Raw genomic sequence first — 15235 nt, 5'->3', positions numbered from 1 at the left:
TTCGCTCACATTGTTCATCCCCGCGCCGGCGCGCCTACGCCGATCACGGCGGCCGCCAGCAGCAGGACGGCCGCGGAGATCACCAGCGCGAGGTGCAGCCCCGTCATGAATGCCCCCTCAGCGGCGACCAGCGAGCCGAACAGGGCGACGCCGAGCACGCTGCCGGTCTGCCGCGTCGCATTCAGGACTCCTGCGGCGATGCCGGAGCGCGCCTTCTCGACGCTGCCGAGCAAGGTCGAGGTCAGCGGCGGCACCAGCAGGCCGAGCCCGCCGCTGATCGCGATCATCTGGGCAAAGATCGCGGAATAGCTCGTCCCGGCTTCGATCCAGACCAGACCGAGGCAGCCGAGCGCCGAGATGCAGGCGCCGACGACGATGGTCGGGCACGAGCCGATCCGTTCGGCAAGGCGCGGCGCCAGCAGGTTGACCGGCAGCACCGCCCCCATCATCGGCACGAAGGCGAGACCCGTCCACCACGCCGACAGCCCGTTGATGCGCTGGAAGTACAGGCTGAGCACGAAGATCAGGCCATAGATCGCGACATTGACGAGCAGGCCGACGATCGTGGTCAGGGTAAACAGGCGATGACCGAACAACGCCAGCGGCAGCATCGGCTGCGCCGCGCGGCTCTCGCGCCAGATGAAGAGCACGGCGAGAACGGCAGCCACGACGAAAGCTCCGATCACCGCCAGATGATCCCAGCCGAGCGCGCCGCCTTCGATGATCGCGCCGGCAAGCGCCCCAAGCGCACCGATCGCGGCAAGCTGGCCGGGCAGATCGATCTCGCGCGAGGTCGCGCGCGTGGTCTCGGTCGCGTAGCGCCAGCTCAGCCACAAGCCGGCGAGCCCGATCGGCAGGTTGACCAGGAAGATCGCGCGCCAGCCGACCAGCGTGATCAACGCGCCGCCGACGAACGGGCCGGCGGTGAGCGCGAGACTCGCGCCGGCCGCCCAGACCGCGACGGCGCGGCCGCGCGCACGGTCGTCAGTATAGGCATGGTTGAGCAGCGCGAGAGAATTCGGCACCAGGATCGCCGCCGCCAGTCCCTGGACCAGCCGTGCGGCGATCAGGACGATGGCGTTGGGCGAAAGCGCACAGGCAAGCGAGGCCGCGGTGAAGATCGCGAACCCCGCCATGAAGATGCGCTTGGCACCAATGCGGTCGCCGAGCGCGCCGGCCGTCAGGATGAAGGCGGCAAACGCAATGGTGTAGGCGCTGACCACCCATTGCAGCTCGGCAACGCCGCCGCCGAGCGTCCTGCCCATCGCATCGAGCGCGGTGTTGACGATGGTGACGTCGAGTTGCACCACGCCATAGCCGAGGCTCATCGCCGCCAGCGTGAGCGAGGTCGCAAGAGGCGAGCGGGCTCGCGGCGCGCCGGCTCTGTCGTCGAAGCTTTGATACTTGATGGTGTTGGCTCGCATGCTGCACCTCGTTGCAGCCCCACCCGAAACATACGCTTTCACCGCGCCATCATGATTCGATTATGATCGAAACATCATCGCGCGATGAATCGTATCCTTCAGCAACAAACAACGAAGCTTCGCGCCCTGCTCGCCATGCAACTCCCGTACGCGCGGAAGCATGGGAACAGGGCGAGATTGCCTCTGTTGACCCCTTCATGTTCCCCTCTCGGCAGTGACCTCATGGCAAGAGTTGGCAACACCTCGATTCCGAGTGGCGCAAGATCGGAGTTCGGCAAGACCGCAACCATCATTGCCGTCGGATGCCTGATTGGCGTCCTGTTCGCCGGCAGCACCATCGCAACCCCGCTCTACGTCATCTACAAGCAGCAGTTCGGCTTCTCCCAGATCACGCTGACGCTGATCTATGCCGTCTACGTCATCGGCAATTTGACCGCACTGCTGGTCTTCGGCCGGATGTCGGACGAGGTCGGGCGGCGACGCACGGCGGTCATTGCCGTTGGCATCGCCATCGCGGGCGCATTGGTCTTCCTGCTCGCACACGGGGTCGCTTCGCTTTACGTGGCACGCGTGCTGAGCGGCCTTGCCATCGGGATCGGCGCCGGAACCGGCACTGCGTGGCTCGCCGAACTGATCGCCGAGCAGGATCGTTCCCGCGCCACCGTGATCGCGACGATCGCGAATTTCACCGGCCTCGGCCTCGGCGCGTTGATCGCCGGCGTGCTTGCCGAATATGTCGCACTTCCGCTGCAAACGCCCTTCATCGCCTACCTCGCGGTGCTGGTCGTCGTCGCGGCCCTCCTCGCCTTCGCGCGCGAGACCGTGGATCGGCCGCTGACCGCGTTCGCGCAGCTGTCGATCCGACCGCGTGCCGGCGTCCCGTCGTCGATCCGGCCCCGCTTCGTCGCGCCCGCGGTGACAGGCTTTGGCGCCATGGCCCTCGTCGCCTTTTTCGCCGCGCTGGCACCGAGCGTGCTCGCCAATGAGCTGCATGTCACCAGCCACGCCGTCGCCGGCGCGATCTTCCTCGAGCTGGCGGCTGCCGTGGCGCTGGTCATCGCGCTGACGCGCTCCCTTTCCAGCCGCGCCGCCATGCTGTGGTCGCTCGGACTGATGCTGCCGAGCCTTGCCCTGCTCGTGACGGCACAATTCGTGGGATCGCTCGGCGTGATGATCGCCTCGACCGCGACCTGCGGCGTGGCGGCGGGCCTCGGCTATCGCGGCAGCTTGCAGGTGGTGAACCAGATCGCGCCGGATGATCGCCGTGCCGAGGTGGTCTCGGCCTATTTCATCTGCTGCTTTCTCGGAAACGCGCTTCCGGTGATCGGGATCGGCGTGCTCTCGACCCTGACCAGCTTGACCGTGGCGAGCCTGGTGTTTGCCGCGACCATTGCAGCCTTCGCGGTGATCGCCCTGATGTTCGGACTGAAATACCAGGCCGGTCAAGCGGTGCCGCAAGACGAATAGACCGAAGGGGACGCCGCACGGCTGCACGGCGTCTCCAGACGAGATGGGTCGCTAGCTCGCGGCGCGCAGATTGATCTTGCTCTCGGCGAGCGTCGTCAGCTTCTTGTCGGTCGCCTTCTCCTCCTCCAGCGTCTTGGCGAGCACATTGGCGCAGTCATTGCGGCCGAGCTGCTTGGCCCAGGCGATCAGGCTGCCGTAGCGGACGATCTCGTAATGCTCCGCGGCCTGCGCCGCATTGATCAGCGCGGCGTCCAGCACCGCCTTGTCGGCGACTTCGCCGGCGGTCTCGTCGGCCTCCTCGATGATGCCGTCGATCGCCGGGCAATCGACCGCCTTGACGGCGACGCCGTGTATCTTGAACACTTCCTCGAGCCGCGCGACGTGCTGCTTGGTTTCCTCGAGGTGCGTCAAAAAGCCCTGCTTCAACTGCGGATCGGTGGCCTTATGTGCCATTTTCGGCAGCGCCTTGGTGAGCTGCTGCTCAGCGTAATAGATGTCCTGGAGCTGGTGCACGAACAGGTCGTTCATGGTCTTGATGTCTTTTGTGAACAGTCCCATCGTTCCGATCCTCTTTCGGTTTCGGGAACACGCAGGCATCGGCTTCCACGAAAAAGCCGCTTATTCCGCCATGTTCGATTGCTGATGGGGCGCTAACGGGCGCGCAGCATCGACGTTCCAAAAAAGCCGCCTTGCGCTTGCGCTGGAACAAGGAAGCGGGCCCCAGGATTTGAAATGATGTCAAAATACCGACACGCGATCCAAGCCGCGCATTACGACTCATATGCTTAACGCGCCTCGGATGTGAACCGCATATGACAAAGGTCGCAGGTCCAAAGCAGAACCTATCGTTGTCAAGGGCTGCACAAGTCGCCGTTTTTGCCTTAAATGAGCTACAACATGCTTAGCGATCGACGCCCACGGGCCGTGGTCGCGGCCGACTGGCCAATGCCTGGCCCTGTCGATCTTGCCCCCTGCCGGGAGGATGAATGCACGGACTGCTGACCGCGCTGAAACGCGGCTTCAAACGATGGATCGGCTGGCGACGGCTCGGAATTGCCGCGAGCGTCTTCATCATCGCCTTCGCGGTCACCACGCTTGTGCGTACCCTCAAAGGCATCGATACCGGCGTCATCCTGACCGCGCTGACCGAGATTCCCCGGGAAAATATCGGGCTCGCGGCGATCTGCGTCGTCTTCGCGTTCTGTACGCTGACCTTCTACGACTTTTTTGCATTGCGAACGATCGGCAAGAAGCATGTGCCCTATCGCATCGCAGCACTTTCCAGCTTCACGTCCTATTCGATCGGCCACAACATCGGCGCCACGGTTTTTACCGGCGGCGCGATCCGCTTCCGGATCTATTCGGATTACGGGCTGAATGCGATCGATGTCGCCAAGATCTGCTTCCTGTCGGGGCTGACCTTCTGGCTCGGTAACATCTTCGTGCTCTCCATCGGCATGGCGATCCATCCCGACGCCGCCTCGTACATGGATCAGCTGCCGTCCTCGATCAACCGGCTGATCGCGTTCGGCGGCCTCGCCTCGATCGGCGCTTACCTGGTCTGGCTCTGCATGGGCGAGAAGCGCCGCGAGCTCGGACAGAAGGGCTGGAAGGTCGTGCTGCCGTCAGCGCCGCTGACCTTGGTGCAGATCCTGATCGGCGTGGTCGATCTCGGCTTCTGCGCGCTGGCGATGTACCTGCTGGTGCCGGCCACTCCGCAGATCGATTTCCTCTCGCTCGCCGTCGTATTCATCCTGGCGACGCTGCTGGGCTTTGCCAGCCATGCCCCCGGCTCGATCGGCGTGTTCGATGCCGCGATGCTGGTGGCGCTGCCCGAATTCGGCCGCGAGCAGCTTCTGGCGACGCTGCTGGTGTTCCGCATCCTCTACTTCGTGATCCCGTTCGGCCTCGCCATCTCCATCATGGGCGCGCGCGAGCTCTGGATGAACGTGGTCCAGCCCTGGCAGGAGCGGCGGCGGCTGGCGGAGGCCTGCGCGCAGGCTAATCTGCCCAAGCAGGTGACGCCCATGGAGCGCGAGCGTCTGGTGCGGCAGGCCAGCAAGCGCTGAGCCGCGCCCGCCCGCAAAAGCGGCAGACAAAGGTTGCACGCGGGGGAGCAATGCTCTCTTATTTCCGCCTCAACTTTGCCGTTGAAGACGCGGGCCATGATCCGACTTCCCCTTCGCACCCTCTCTGCCTGCGCCCTGCTGCTTGCCGGGATTTTGACCGTTTGGCCGTCTGGGCGCGCAGCCGCGCAGGATGCCGGCGCGATGCAGATCAATTGGGAGGTGCGCAACCGCTTCCGCCTGTTCCGCGAGGAGCGCGACTTCCTGCTCCATGTCGAGAATGCGCGTAACCGCAGCATCCTCGCCGCCGAACAATCGCTGGAGCTCCAGAGCGAGGGCCGCGGCTGGGCCCGCAACATGGTCAACCGGCTCTGCATCGACGTGCAGGGCCGGGTCAACCAGCCCTGCACCCGTGACAACTTCAAAGAGAACTACATCACCCCGATCGACCACCCCGTCACCGTGCGCCTGACCGGCGCAGTGCCGGTCGGCGCCACCTGCGCCTGGAGCTTCGACGACGGCGACGGGCCGCAACAATCGACCTTCGACTGCGCCGAGCCGGTCAATTTGCGCGTCCGCTACGGCAAGCAGACGGTCGCGACCGTCGACGTCTCCTCCGGCTCCGATCCGACCCAGCGCGTCCAGGCCGAGATCCAGGTCCGCGATATCTTCATCGCCGGCCTCGGGGACAGCATCGCCTCCGGCGAAGGCAATCCGGACCGGCCGCTGGCGCTGTCGGACGAAGGCTTCTGCTTCCGCTCCTACCTCGGCACCGCCGGCGCGCAATACTACCGGCCGAGCCGCGCCGGTTACAAAGGTGGGCGCGCCTGCGAGGCGCCGGACACGCTCGCCAACTGGCAGCATTACGGCGCGCTCTGGTTCAACTCGCCGTGCCATCGCTCGCTCTACAGCTACCAGACCCGCACCGCGCTGGCGCTCGCGGTGCGCTACACCCACATCGCCGTGACCTATCTGCCGCTCGCCTGCACCGGCGCCAGCATCGGCGACGGGCTGCTCGGCTCGCAGCGCGCCCGCGAATGCCCGCCCGGCAAGACCGGCGTCTGCAACACCAGCGTGAATGCTCAGGTCGCCGAGCTGCGCGAAGCGCTCACCGCCGCCAGGAAGCGCCAGCCAGATCGCACGCTCGACCTCGTGCTGCTCTCGGTCGGCGCCAACGACGTCTATTTCTCCGGCCTCGTCGCCGACGTCATCGTCGACACCGCGACCGAGCGCGCGCTGTTCCGCCGCTCCGGCGTGATGGCGAGCGTCGACGATTCCCGCGACGCGCTGGCGCGCGAGCTGCCGCAGAACTTCGTTCGCCTGCGCGAGGCCTTGAAGCCGCTCGTCGGCGGCGACCTCTCGCACGTGGTCTATGTCTCCTACGCCAATCCGGCGCTTGCCGATGGCGGCGTGCCCTGCCGCGGCGGCCGCGCCGGCTTCGACATCCATCCGTCCTTCAACGCCGACGCGCAACGCCTCGCGCGCGTCTCGACCTTCGTCGACACGGAATTCCTGCCGCAGCTGAAGGGGCTCGCCACCTGCACCCGCGGCGCACTGTGCCGCGATCCCGAAGCCGACCGCATGACCTTCGTCGATGCACATCAGGCCACGTTCGCCGACCACGGCTTTTGCGCGCATTCGGGCAACGATCCCGAATTCGACCGCAGCTGCTTTGCCGAGAACGGCCAGAGCTTTAACCCTGACATCGTGAGCGCCGCTAGCCAGCCGATGCTGTGCGGCCGCGGCGCCTCGGAGTACCGCGCCTACCTGCCCCGCGCGCGCTGGATCCGCGACGCCAACGACAGCTATTTTGCCGCGATGACCTATCCGCAAGGCTTGCCGGCCGCGAGCCAGCCGACCGACATCCACGACGCCACCTGGGGCGTACTCTCCGCAGTCTATGGCGGCGCCGTGCATCCGAGCGCGGAAGGCCATGCGGCGATGGCGGACGCAGCGCTGCCGGCGGCAAGCGCAGTACTTGGTCTCGACGCCGTGCCGCCGGGTGTGACGCGCGGATTCCTGCCTCAGCTGCTGCCGAGCGCGCGGCAGTAGCAGCGAAGACCAACTCTCCCTACACCGTCATTGCGAGCGCAGCGAAGCAATCCAGAGTCCCTCCGCGGAAAGATTCTGGATTGCTTCGCTGCGCTCGCAATGACGAGCTTGGGGCCAGCATCTCGCCACCCTCGCGATCGTTCCCCTCGACCCGCCGTTCCATCAATCCAAAAACGGCATCGATCGATACTCCCTTCAACTTGGACACTTTGCCGCGCGCGCCTCTAGGAGTCGCCTTGAGGAAACGTTTCGAGTTGTAAGGAGGCGCGTGATGAGCGCAGTGGTGTCCACAGCGGACGTGAGGAGGTCTCGCGTCAGGCTGTTCATCGTGACCATGTTGTTCCTGGTCACCACCGTCAATTATGCCGACCGCGCCACGCTGTCGATCGCCGGCCCCGCGCTTTCCAAGGAGCTGCATCTCGATCCCGTCGCCATGGGCTGGATCTTCTCGGCCTTCGGCTGGTCCTATGTCGTTGCCCAAGTGCCGGGCGGCTGGCTGCTCGACCGCTACGGCTCGCGCCTCGTCTATGCCTTCAGCATCATCGTCTGGTCGCTGTTCACGCTGATGCAGGGCTGGGTCGGCTTCCTCAGTGCCGGCGTCGCCATCGCCGTGCTGTTCGTGCTTCGCCTGCTGGTCGGCATCGCCGAGGCGCCGTCCTTCCCCGCCAACGCCCGCATCGTCGCGGCGTGGTTTCCCGGCAACGAGCGCGGCACCGCGTCGGCCTTCTTCAATTCGGGGCAGTATTTCGCCACCGTGATCTTCGCGCCGCTGATGGGCTGGATCGCGCACGATTACGGCTGGCGCTATGTGTTCTTCGTGATGGGTGCGCTTGGCGTCATCATGGGCATCGTCTGGCTCAAGACCATCTACGGCCCGAAAGAGCATCCTTCGATCAATGAGGCGGAATTCGACTACATCAGGGACGGCGGCGCGCTGGTCGATCTCGACGCGCCCAAGGACGATCTGCTGCGCGAGCGTGCGCAGGAATCCGGCTCCGGTTGGGACCACATCCGCCAGCTGCTCTCCAACCGCATGATGCTCGGCGTCTATCTCGGCCAGTACTGCATCAACACGCTGACCTATTTCTTCCTGACCTGGTTTCCGGTCTATCTCGTCAAGGAGCGCGGCCTGTCGATCCTGCAAGCCGGTTTCGTCGCGACGCTGCCGGCGCTGTGCGGCTTCATCGGCGGCGTGCTCGGCGGCATCATCTCCGATGCGATCCTGCGCAGGACCGGCTCGCTGACCATGGCGCGCAAGATCCCGATCGTCGGCGGCATGCTGTTGTCGATGTCGATCATCGCCTGCAACTATGTCGACGGACAGGCGCTGGTGGTCGGCTTCATGGCGCTCGCCTTCTTCGGCAAGGGCATCGGCGCGCTGGGCTGGGCGGTGGTCTCCGACACCTCGCCGAAGGAAGCCGGCGGCGTCTCCGGCGGCCTGTTCAACACCTTCGGCAATCTCTCCTCGATCACCACGCCAATCGTGATCGGCTACATCCTGGCCGCGACCGGCTCGTTCAACGGCGCGCTGCTGTTCGTAGGTCTCAACGCGCTGGTGGCTGCCTTCGCCTATCTCGTCATCGTGGGCAAGATCGAGCGGGTCGTGCTCAAACGTTCCTCCTGAGGGCTCCCCGTGGGAGCTTGACCAGGCAACTCAACGGCGGCTCGAAAAAGCCGCCGTCTTTGTTTTGGGGGTGATCGATGCTAGAAGTGCCGGGGAAACGCCTTATCCATCTAAGGCATGTATCGATGTTCGACCTCAACCAGCTCCGCTGTTTCGTTACGGTGGCGGAGGAACTGCATTTCGGCCGCGCCGCCGTTCGGCTGAACATGACCCAGCCGCCGCTGTCCCGGCAGATCCAGGTGCTCGAGCACATCATCGATGCGCCCTTGCTGGAGCGCACCAGCCGCTCGGTCCGCCTGACGCCGGCGGGACGAAGCTTCCTGCCCGAGGCGCGCCGCATCCTGAAGCTTGCGGAAAGCGCCTCGCAGGTCGCCCGCCGCATCGCGCTCGGCAAGACCGGCTCGCTGAAGATCGGCTTCACGGCAGCCGCCGCCTACGGTTTCCTGCCCGAGCTGGTCGCGGCCTGCCGCGCGAAACTGCCCGAGGTGGACTTCTCGCTGAAGGAGATGGTGTCGGGCGACCAGTTCGAGGCGCTGACCTCGGGCCAGATCGACGCCGGCCTGCTCCGGCCGCCGATCGCGCGTCCCGAGCTCACCAGCCGCCGCGTCGTCGCCGAGCCGCTGCTCGCCGCGATCCCGAAGAAGCATCCGCTCGCGAATGCCGACAGCATCACCATCAAGGACTTCGACGACCAGCCCTTCGTGATGTATTCGCCCTATGAGAGCCGCTACTTCCACGATCTCCTGGTGGCGCTGTTCACCCGGGCCGACGTGCTGCCGCGCTACGTCCAGCATCTCAGCCAGATCCATTCGATCCTCGCCATGGTCCGCGCCGGCCTCGGCCTTGCCATCGTGCCGGCCGCGGCCGCGAGCCTGAAAATCTCCGACGTACGGCTGCGGCCGCTCAAGCTGCGCACCCGCGTCCCCGTCGAGCTGTTCATGGTCTGGCGCCGCGACGACGAGAATCCTCTGCTCTCGGCCCTGGTCAAGATCGCCGGCGAATTGTCCTCCGCGGTGGTGGCGGAAGATTGATGCTCAATCCGCATCGGTCGATATAGGCTTTGGCTTGGACGCGCATCGAACCGTCTCCTAAACCACGGCGCATGGACGCGCGGCCTCCTGCTTGCGTCCTCCACAACACGAGACAAGGGAGCAGCGCCCATGAGCAAGATGACTCCGCAGGAAATGGCCCAGAAGATCGGATCGGGCCTCCTGTCCTTCCCCGTTACGCCCTTCAAGGCGGACTACTCCTTCGACGAGGCGACCTACCGCGCCAACATGGACTGGCTGTGCGGCTATGACGTCGCAGGCCTGTTCGCCGCCGGCGGCACCGGCGAGTTCTTCTCGCTAACCCCGACCGAGGTTCCGCAAGTCGTCAAGGTCGCCGTCGACGAGACCAAGGGCCGCGTGCCCGTGCTCGCCGGCACCGGCTACGGCACCGCGATTGCCCGCGAGATCGCGATTGGCGCCGAGAAAGCCGGCGCCGATGGCCTCTTGCTGCTGCCGCCCTACCTCACCCATTCCGAGCAGGAAGGCCTTGCCGCCCATGTCGAGGCGGTCTGCGCCTCGGTGAAGATCGGCGTCATCGTCTACAACCGCGACAACGCCATCCTGCAGCCCGACACGCTCGCCCGCCTCGCCGAGCGCTGCCCGAACCTCGTCGGCTACAAGGACGGCATCGGCGACATCGAGCTGATGACGCGTGTCTACACCAAGCTCGGCGACCGCCTGACCTATGTCGGCGGCCTGCCGACCGCCGAGACCTTCGCGCTGCCCTATCTCGACATGGGCGTGACGACCTACTCGTCGGCCGTGTTCAACTTCGTGCCGGAATTCGCCACCAACTTCTATGCCGCGGTGCGCAAGCGCGACCATGCGGCGATCCATTCCGGGCTGAAGGATTTCATCCTGCCGCTGATCGCGATCCGCAACCGCAAGAAGGGCTATGCGGTCTCGATCATCAAGGCCGGCATGAAGGTGATCGGCCGCGACTCCGGCCCGGTCCGTCCGCCGCTGACCGATCTCACCGAGCAGGAGATCGCGGAACTGGCCGCGCTGGTGAAGAAGCTGCCCGCCGCACGATCGTCACAACAGGCTGCAGAATAACAGCAGGCAACAGGGAGGAGCGTGCGATGGCCCAGACGGAAATCTCCGGCGCACCGATCGTCACGGCGATGCAGGTGATCCCGGTTGCCGGCCGCGACAGCATGCTCCTCAATTTGAGCGGCGCGCATGCGCCGTTCTTCACCCGCAACATCGTCATCCTCACCGACAATGCCGGTCACACCGGCGTCGGCGAGGTGCCTGGCGGGCAGAAGATCTGGCAGACGCTACAGGACGCCCGCGATCTCGTGATCGGCAAGACCGTCGGCGCGATGAACAACATCCTGGCCGACATCCGCACCGCCTTCGCCGACCGTGATGCCGGCGGCCGCGGCAAGCAGACCTTTGATCTCCGCGTCATGATCCACGCGGTCACGGCGATCGAATCCGCGCTGCTCGATCTGCTCGGCCAGCATCTCAATCTGCCGGTCGCAGCCTTGCTCGGCGAGGGCCAGCAGCGCAAGAGCGTCGAGACGCTCGGCTATCTCTTCTTCGTCGGCGACCGGCGCAAGAGCAAGCTCGACTACATCCAGGGCGAGGCCGGCAAGGCGGAATGGTTCAACCTCCGCCACCAGGAGGCGATGACCCCCGAGACCGTGGTGCGTCTCGCCGAGGCCACCCACGATCATTACGGCTTCGCCGATTTCAAGCTCAAGGGCGGCGTGCTCCGCGGCGAGCGGGAGATCGAGGCCGTCACGGCCATCGCCAAGCGCTTTCCGAACGCGCGCGTCACGCTCGACCCCAACGGCGCCTGGTCGCTCGACGAGGCGATCAGCCTCTGCAAGGACATGCACGGCACCCTCGCTTATGCCGAGGACCCCTGCGGCGCCGAGGCCGGCTTCTCCGGCCGCGAGATCATGGCCGAGTTCCGCCGCGCCACGGGGCTGCCGACCGCAACCAACATGATCGCCACCGACTGGCGGCAGCTCTCCCATGCGCTGCGCCTGGGCGCGGTGGACATCCCGCTGGCCGATCCCCATTTCTGGACCATGCAAGGCTCGGTGCGCGTGGCCCAGACCTGCCGTGACAACGGCCTGACCTGGGGCTCGCACTCCAACAACCACTTTGATATCTCGCTCGCCATGTTCACCCATGTCGGCGCCGCCGCCCCCGGCAAGGTGACCGCGATCGACACCCACTGGATCTGGCAGGACGGCCAGGCGCTGACGAAAGAGCCGCTGCTGATCCGCGGCGGCAAGATCGCGGTCCCGGATCGTCCGGGCCTCGGCATCGAGATCGACCGCGCCGCCATCGAGGCCGCGCATGAGCTCTACAAGAAGCATGGACTTGGCGCCCGGGATGACGCTATGGCCATGCAGGACCTGATCCCCGGCTGGACCTTCGACGACAAGCGTCCGTGCCTCGTGCGTTAGAAATTATCTCGGAGGACAACATGACTGCGATCCTGAAGAACTTCATCGGCGGCGAATGGGTCGACGGCTCCGGCGTCACCAAGAATATCAACCCCTCCAACACCAACGATCTCGTCGGCGAATACGCCAAGGCCGACAAGGCACAGACCGAGAAAGCGATCGCCGCCGCCAAGGCCGCCTTCCCCGCCTGGGCGCAGTCGACCCCGCAGGTACGCTACGACGCCCTCAACAAGATCTCGACTGAAATCCTCGCCCGCAAGGAAGAGCTCGGCCGCCTGCTCGCGCGCGAGGAAGGCAAGACTCTGCCGGAAGGCATCGGCGAAGTCGCCCGCGCCGGCCAGATCTTCGCGTTCTTCGCCGGCGAGGCGCTGCGGCTGATCGGCGAGAAGGGTGCTTCCGTGCGCCCCGGCCTCGACGTCGAGCTCACCCGTGAGCCGGTCGGCGTCATCGGCATGATCACGCCCTGGAATTTCCCGATCGCGATCCCCGCCTGGAAGATCGCGCCCGCGCTCTGCTACGGCAACACGGTCGTGTTCAAGCCGGCCGAGCTGGTGCCTGGCTCGGGCCACGCGCTCGCCGAAATCATCACCCGCTCCGGCATTCCGGCCGGCGTGTTCAACCTCGTCGTCGGCTCCGGCTCGGTGGTCGGCCAGACCCTGCTTGAGCATCCTGACGTCGCTGCGATCTCCTTCACCGGCTCGGTGCAGACCGGCCGCAAGATCGCGCAGGCCTGCGTGCTCTCGAACCCCATGAAGAAATTCCAGCTCGAGATGGGCGGCAAGAATCCGCTGGTCGTGCTCGACGACGCCGACCTGAAGACTGCCGTCGAGGTCGCCGTCAATGGCGCTTATTTCTCCACCGGCCAGCGCTGCACCGCCTCGTCCCGCCTGATCGTCACCGAGGGCATCCACGACCGCTTCGTCGCTGCGGTGGCCGAGCGGCTGAACAGCCTGTCGGTGGACGACGCGCTCAAGGCCGGCGTGCATATCGGCCCCGTGGTCGACCAGAGCCAGCTCGACCAGGACCTGCGCTACATCAAGATCGGCCAGGACGAGGGCGCCAAGCTCGCCTTCGGCGGCGAGCTGCTCAAGCGCGAGAATCCCGGCCATTACCTGCAGCCGGCGCTGTTCACCGAGGCCAACAACAACATGCGCATCGCGCGTGAGGAAATCTTCGGGCCCGTTGCCGCCGTCATCCGCGCCAAGAACTACGAGGAGGCGCTGGCGATCTCCAACGACACCGAGTTCGGCCTCGCCTCCGGCATCTGCACCACCAGCCTGAAATACGCCTCGCACTACAAGCGCAACAGCGAGTCCGGCATGGTGATGGTCAACCTGCCGACCGCCGGCGTCGACTATCACGTGCCGTTCGGCGGCCGGAAGGGCTCGAGCTACGGCGCCCGCGAGCAGGGCTCCTATGCTCGCGAGTTCTACACGACGGTGAAGACGGCTTATACCTTCCCGGGCTGAGACATCGTAGGGTGGGCAAAGCGAAGCGTGCCCACCAGCTACGTTCGACGTGAAACAAGGTGGGCACGGCGCTTTGCGCCTTTGCCCACCCTACTGCTTCTGAGGCAAGCGCAGATGGACCAGGATGTCGCAGCGAAAGAGCAGCCCCGCTACATCAAGCTCAACGAGCGCGACAATGTGGCGATCGTGGTCAATGATTTCGGGCTTCCCGCCGGCTCCCGCTTCGCCTGCGGGCTGACGCTGCGCGCCTTCGTGCCGCAGGGGCACAAGACGGCACTGGTCGACATCGCGGAAGGCGCCCCGATCGTCCGTTATGGCGAGATCATCGGCTACGCGCTCTCCCCGATATCAGCGGGCGAATGGGTGGACGAGGCGCGCATCCGCATGCCGGAGGCCCCTGCCCTCGACAAGCTGGAGATTTCGACCGCCGTTCCCGCGCCGCTGCCGCCGCTCGAAGGCTTCACCTTCGAAGGCTTCCGCAATCCGGACGGCTCGGTCGGAACGAAAAACATCCTCGCCATCTCCTCCTCCGTGCAATGCGTCAAGGGCACGATGGAATATGCGGTGAAGCGCATCCGCGCCGAGCTGCTGCCGAAGTATCCTAATGTCGACGACGTCGTGCCATTGACGCACGCCTATGGCTGCGGCGTCGCGATCACCGCGCCCGACGCGGTCGTACCGATCCGCACCCTGCAAAACCTCGCGCTCAACCCGAATTTCGGCGGCGAGATTCTGGTCGTCGGCCTCGGCTGCGAAAAGCTCGCGCCGGAGCGGCTGGTGCCGGAAGGTGTCAGCGATGCCATCGTGCGCATGCAGGACGAAGCCTTCGACGGCTTTGGCGCGATCGTCGATGCGATCATGACCCAGGCCGAAGCGCGGCTGAAGGTGCTCAACAGCCGCAAGCGCGAGACCTGCCCGGCCTCGGACCTCGTCATCGGCCTGCAATGCGGCGGCAGCGACGCCTTCTCCGGCGTCACCGCCAATCCCGCCGTCGGCTTCGCCGCGGATCTGCTGGTGCGCGCCGGCGCGACCGTGATGTTCTCGGAAGTGACCGAAGTGCGCGACGCCATCCAGCTGCTGACCCGCCGCGCCATCAACGAGGACGTCGGCCGCGCACTGGTGCGCGAGATGGCCTGGTACGACTCTTATCTTGCCCGCGGCGGCGCCGACCGCAGCGCCAACACCACGCCCGGCAACAAGAAGGGCGGCCTCGCCAACATCGTCGAGAAGTCGCTCGGCTCGATCGTAAAATCCGGCTCGAGCGCGATCACCGGCGTGCTCTCGCCCGGCGAGAAGGCGACGCAGAAGGGCATGCTGTTCGCGGCAACGCCCGCCTCCGACTTCATCTGCGGCACGCTCCAGCTCGCCTCCGGCATGACGCTGCAGGTGTTCACCACCGGCCGCGGCACGCCTTACGGCCTTGCGGCAGCGCCCGTGATCAAGGTCGCGACCCGCAGCGAGCTCGCGCGGCGCTGGAAGGACCTGATCGACTTCGATTCAGGCAGCATCGCCACCGGCGAGAAGACCATCGAGGAATGCGGCTGGGACCTGTTCCGCCTGATCCTCGACGTCGCCTCCGGTCGCACCAAGCCGTGGTCGGATCGCTGGGGCATCCACAACGATCTCACGCTGTTCAATCCGGCGCCGGTGACCTGAGG

Annotated in this window: 11 protein-coding genes; 9 read left to right on the top strand and 2 right to left on the bottom strand. The window is 65.7% G+C overall.

What is annotated here, in order from left to right:
- Positions 1 to 14 precede the first annotated feature (14 nt).
- Positions 15 to 1424, bottom strand: a complete 1410-nt coding sequence (locus tag QA642_RS18255) for an MFS transporter (RefSeq protein ID WP_283085868.1) — start codon at positions 1422 to 1424, stop codon at positions 15 to 17.
- Positions 1425 to 1646: 222 nt separating this feature from the next.
- Between QA642_RS18255 and QA642_RS18250 the strand changes: the two genes are divergently transcribed.
- Positions 1647 to 2891, top strand: coding sequence for an MFS transporter (locus QA642_RS18250; RefSeq protein WP_283085867.1), 1245 nt, complete (start codon positions 1647 to 1649; stop codon positions 2889 to 2891).
- 51 nt (positions 2892 to 2942) lie between these two features.
- On the opposite strand, the gene QA642_RS18245 is transcribed toward QA642_RS18250, so the two are convergent.
- Positions 2943 to 3449, bottom strand: a complete 507-nt coding sequence (locus QA642_RS18245; RefSeq protein WP_283085866.1) for a ferritin-like domain-containing protein — start codon at positions 3447 to 3449, stop codon at positions 2943 to 2945.
- 428 nt (positions 3450 to 3877) lie between these two features.
- Here QA642_RS18245 and QA642_RS18240 point away from each other — a divergent pair, with 428 nt between their 5' ends.
- The 8 genes from QA642_RS18240 to garD all read left to right on the top strand — a co-directional run bounded on the left by QA642_RS18240 (position 3878) and on the right by garD (position 15233).
- A complete protein-coding gene (locus tag QA642_RS18240) occupies positions 3878 to 4960 on the top strand; it encodes a YbhN family protein (RefSeq protein ID WP_283085865.1) in 1083 nt (360 codons plus the stop codon).
- Between the two features lie 96 nt (positions 4961 to 5056).
- Positions 5057 to 7009, top strand: coding sequence for a hypothetical protein (locus tag QA642_RS18235; RefSeq protein WP_283085864.1), 1953 nt, complete (start codon positions 5057 to 5059; stop codon positions 7007 to 7009).
- Between the two features lie 271 nt (positions 7010 to 7280).
- Complete coding sequence (locus QA642_RS18230; RefSeq protein WP_283085863.1) at positions 7281 to 8633, top strand: MFS transporter; 1353 nt, start codon at positions 7281 to 7283, stop codon at positions 8631 to 8633.
- Positions 8634 to 8758: 125 nt separating this feature from the next.
- Positions 8759 to 9664 carry a LysR substrate-binding domain-containing protein gene (locus QA642_RS18225; RefSeq protein WP_283085862.1) on the top strand — a complete coding sequence of 302 codons (906 nt, stop codon included), beginning with the start codon at positions 8759 to 8761 and terminating at the stop codon, positions 9662 to 9664.
- Between the two features lie 129 nt (positions 9665 to 9793).
- A complete protein-coding gene (gene kdgD / locus QA642_RS18220; protein ID WP_283085861.1) occupies positions 9794 to 10738 on the top strand; it encodes a 5-dehydro-4-deoxyglucarate dehydratase in 945 nt (314 codons plus the stop codon).
- 26 nt (positions 10739 to 10764) lie between these two features.
- Positions 10765 to 12108 (top strand): glucarate dehydratase, encoded by a 1344-nt coding sequence (gudD, locus tag QA642_RS18215; protein ID WP_283085860.1) that lies wholly within the window; start codon positions 10765 to 10767, stop codon positions 12106 to 12108.
- Positions 12109 to 12128: 20 nt separating this feature from the next.
- Positions 12129 to 13577 (top strand): aldehyde dehydrogenase family protein, encoded by a 1449-nt coding sequence (locus tag QA642_RS18210; protein ID WP_283085859.1) that lies wholly within the window; start codon positions 12129 to 12131, stop codon positions 13575 to 13577.
- Positions 13578 to 13691: 114 nt separating this feature from the next.
- Complete coding sequence (gene garD / locus QA642_RS18205; protein WP_283085858.1) at positions 13692 to 15233, top strand: galactarate dehydratase; 1542 nt, start codon at positions 13692 to 13694, stop codon at positions 15231 to 15233.
- The last annotated feature ends 2 nt before the right edge of the window (positions 15234 to 15235 follow it).

Origin of the sequence: Bradyrhizobium sp. CB2312, from assembly GCF_029714425.1 — a bacterium.
GTDB lineage: Bacteria > Pseudomonadota > Alphaproteobacteria > Rhizobiales > Xanthobacteraceae > Bradyrhizobium.
This window is presented reverse-complemented; position numbering and strand designations above follow the sequence as displayed.

What these genes read in the sequence shown, in the direction of transcription:
- QA642_RS18255 (WP_283085868.1), bottom strand. Translation starts at nt 1,424, where the DNA reads ATGCGAGCCAACACCATCAAGTATCAAAGCTTCGACGACAGAGCCGGC.
- QA642_RS18250 (WP_283085867.1), top strand. Translation starts at nt 1,647, where the DNA reads ATGGCAAGAGTTGGCAACACCTCGATTCCGAGTGGCGCAAGATCGGAG.
- QA642_RS18245 (WP_283085866.1), bottom strand. Translation starts at nt 3,449, where the DNA reads ATGGGACTGTTCACAAAAGACATCAAGACCATGAACGACCTGTTCGTG.
- QA642_RS18240 (WP_283085865.1), top strand. Translation starts at nt 3,878, where the DNA reads ATGCACGGACTGCTGACCGCGCTGAAACGCGGCTTCAAACGATGGATC.
- QA642_RS18235 (WP_283085864.1), top strand. Translation starts at nt 5,057, where the DNA reads ATGATCCGACTTCCCCTTCGCACCCTCTCTGCCTGCGCCCTGCTGCTT.
- QA642_RS18230 (WP_283085863.1), top strand. Translation starts at nt 7,281, where the DNA reads ATGAGCGCAGTGGTGTCCACAGCGGACGTGAGGAGGTCTCGCGTCAGG.
- QA642_RS18225 (WP_283085862.1), top strand. Translation starts at nt 8,759, where the DNA reads ATGTTCGACCTCAACCAGCTCCGCTGTTTCGTTACGGTGGCGGAGGAA.
- kdgD (WP_283085861.1), top strand. Translation starts at nt 9,794, where the DNA reads ATGAGCAAGATGACTCCGCAGGAAATGGCCCAGAAGATCGGATCGGGC.
- gudD (WP_283085860.1), top strand. Translation starts at nt 10,765, where the DNA reads ATGGCCCAGACGGAAATCTCCGGCGCACCGATCGTCACGGCGATGCAG.
- QA642_RS18210 (WP_283085859.1), top strand. Translation starts at nt 12,129, where the DNA reads ATGACTGCGATCCTGAAGAACTTCATCGGCGGCGAATGGGTCGACGGC.
- garD (WP_283085858.1), top strand. Translation starts at nt 13,692, where the DNA reads ATGGACCAGGATGTCGCAGCGAAAGAGCAGCCCCGCTACATCAAGCTC.